Origin of the sequence: Streptomyces sp. NPDC060198 (assembly GCF_042728415.1) — a bacterium.
Classification (GTDB): Bacteria; Actinomycetota; Actinomycetes; order Streptomycetales; family Streptomycetaceae; genus Streptomyces.
The window spans coordinates 1-2,759 of sequence record NZ_JBHWZJ010000594.1; the positions used below are offsets into that span (position 1 = coordinate 1).

A 2,759-nucleotide genomic window follows, 5' to 3' on the forward strand; every position below is an offset into this window, starting at 1 on the left:
CGGTGCTTACCTCCACCCGGCCCGCCCCGCGGGGCCACCGCCCCCCCGCCCCCCCCGTCCCACTCCCGCTCGGGGCGACCCTGACCGCCGTGGCCGGCCGGCTGGGGATCACCGTCGGCGAGGAGGCGGCCGGAGCCCGTTGACGAGTGTGACCTGGCCGCGGCGGCTCCCGGCGGTGGCGATAGGCTGCGGGCCCGTCGAACAGGGGAGCCGTTCATGGCAGTTCACATCCGGTCGCGTGGCTGGATACCGGCCCTGGTGCTGGGAGCATCGCTGATGGGCTGCAGTGCCGCGACCTCCGGCGGGGGGCCGGGCGACGACGTCCCGCAGGTGGACCCCTCCGTAGCCGCTGCGAAGGTCGAGGCCGCGCGGGTCAGCGCCTCCCCGACGCCCGCGTCCGACCCGGTGGAGGTCACGGCGGACCCGGACAGGCCTGAGCTGGTCCGCGACGCCTTCGCCGGGCTTCAGGCCACTTACCAGGACAACTGCGCTCCCGGAGAAGGGAATTGCGGGTATTTCCTGGGCCGGGTCGACGAGGAGCTCGTGGCCCTGAACAAGGCGATGAGGGCGGACGGGCAGGGACCGGGCCACTTCAAGGAGCCCCTGGCCTGGATCGACACGTTGTTCACGACGCTGGACGGCGACCTCTCCACCCCGAACCTGGAGAAGCACCGCACCGAGCTGATCGGGACCCGGGACCGCATCAACAGCTGGATGCAGGGCCACCCGGAGGACTACCGCTGAGGTAACCGGTCACGACGGCCCGGCCGCCTGAAGGCTGCCCCGCGTTCGGGACCGCTCCCCATGAGGAGCGGTCCCGGACGCACCACCCACCCGCACCGCCCGCATCCGCGCCCGGCGACGGGGCCGGCAGGCGGCGCCCACGGTCACGGAGCCGGGGCCCTCGGCGCCCGTGGATCGCGTCGGTCACCGGGTGTACCGCTTCTGCGGCACCTGCGGTCACCCACGGGTACGGGAGCGCTCCCACCAGCTCCGCAGGCGGCCCCGTCACCTCCGAGCGAGCACAGCGGCGAGCGCTGCCGCGCCGATCAGCTCCGCGTCCCGGCCCAGCTGGGCGGGGAGGATGTCGAGAGAGGCGGCGATCGCGGGCTGGGCGCTGCGGTGCACGGTCGCCGACACCCCCTCCAGGAGCGCGTTTCCGGCGGCGCCGAGTTCGCCCCCGATGATGACGGCGGCCGGGTTGAGCAGGTTGCTCAGGACGGACAGCACCTCGCCGAGGATGCGGCCCGCGTCGTTCAGGATCCGCCAGGTGGTGGGATCGTCCGGCCGGTCACCGAAGGAGACGTCCTGGCCCGGGCTGGGGCGGGTGTGGGCGATCTGCGCCTTGACCGACTCGACCGACACCACCGCCTCCAGGCAGCCGCGTCGGCCGCACCGGCACAGTTCGGTGTAGCCGGGCAGTGGTGTGTGGCCGATCTCCCCGGCGAACCCCAGAGCCCCCCGGTACGGCTCGCCGCCGAGCACCATCCCCGCGCCGATGCCGTGGGACGCCTTCACGTAGAGGAAGTCGGAGTAGCCCTGGCCCGCACCGCACCGCAGTTCGCCGTAGGCCCCGAGCACCGCGTCGTTCTCGACGTGCACCCGAAGACCCAGCCGGCGTTCGAGTTCCTTCCTGGGATCGAGACCGACCCAGCTGGAGAGGATGGTGGGCGAACGGACCAGCCCCGTGGCGGAGTCGAGCGGTCCCGGGATTCCGGCGACGACGGTCGAGTGGTCGTCGACGGAGTGCTCCCGGCGGAGCTCCCCGAGCATGTCCGCCGCTGTGTCCAGGGCTTCGGAGGCGCAGAGATCAACGTTCAGGTCGGCACGTCGCCGGGCCAGCATCCGGCCCGTGTCGTCGACGACGGCCGCCTTGACGTGGGTGTGTCCGAAGTCGAGTGCCGCGGAGCTGCCCCCGCCGGGGACACATCTCAGCACGCCGGCCGGGCGTCCGCTGCCGCTTCCCGGCCCCTTGGCCTCCGGGTCCTCCTCCCTCACACGCTGCTCGGCGATGAGCCGGGAGACCGCGTGATTGACCGTGCTCCGGGAAAGCCCGGTGACTGCCACGAGTTGCGCGCGTGTGAGAGCACCGCCGCCCTGGATGACCCGGAAGATCTCTTCCCTGGTTCTGTTGCGAGGTGAGGACCGATCGGAAGCCACATCCATGGGCCGATGATAGTGGCACGGCCAGTTCTGCCCGTCATTGGCAAAACAGCCCCTTCCGTTTACCGCAGAGTCCTGGAAATGCCCCTGTTTTTACTTTTTGACCGTCCAAAAGCCACTCCACAGTCTCCTCTTTCGGTGGGCCGTCTCGCCCAGGCGACGGCGGTTCTGCGGTCCTCCGCCCTGGAAGGGGCCGTCGCGACCCTGTCCCGCCGAACGACGGCGCAGGATGGTCCTTCGGGAGAACCACGACGTGAGCCGGGACCGGGGCCGGGGGCAGAGACCGGGAGTCGGGACCGCCGCCGGGCCGGAATTCGCGGCGGGAATCCGCGGCGCCGGCCCGCGGGAGCGAGCGGGCCGACGGGAAGGCCAGGTGAACGGCTGGCGGACACCACCCCCACCGTCCCGGCCCACCGCCGTCGCCGGCAGCCAACCGGGAGAACATCCGCGCAGGTCAAGCAAGGTGTGACGACAAGGGATCCGGCGCCGGGGCCGACGCGCTTCCGCCGCCGTCGATACTTCACCCGGCCACGCGCGGGTCACACCGTGTTCACGGAGCTCGCCAAGAGTCGGAAAGGAGGCGCAGAGTCCCGCCC

The 2,759-nt window shown here is 71.9% G+C and carries 2 protein-coding genes; one reads left to right on the forward strand and one right to left on the reverse strand.

Features of this window, described 5'->3' with window-relative positions; genetic code table 11:
* Positions 1-216 precede the first annotated feature (216 nt).
* Positions 217-744 carry a hypothetical protein gene (locus tag ACFWEP_RS33860; RefSeq protein ID WP_387376021.1) on the forward strand — a complete coding sequence of 176 codons (528 nt, stop codon included), beginning with the start codon at positions 217-219 and terminating at the stop codon, positions 742-744.
* Between the two features lie 264 nt (positions 745-1,008).
* Here ACFWEP_RS33860 and ACFWEP_RS33865 read toward each other — a convergent pair whose 3' ends face one another.
* Entirely contained in the window at positions 1,009-2,166 is a 1,158-nt protein-coding gene (locus ACFWEP_RS33865) for an ROK family protein (protein WP_387376023.1), read from the reverse strand.
* Positions 2,167-2,759 lie beyond the last annotated feature (593 nt).

Excerpts from the sequence above, each read along its gene's own strand:
- ACFWEP_RS33860 (WP_387376021.1), top strand. The coding sequence starts at position 217 with ATGGCAGTTCACATCCGGTCGCGTGGCTGGATACCGGCCCTGGTGCTG.
- ACFWEP_RS33865 (WP_387376023.1), bottom strand. The coding sequence starts at position 2,166 with ATGGATGTGGCTTCCGATCGGTCCTCACCTCGCAACAGAACCAGGGAA.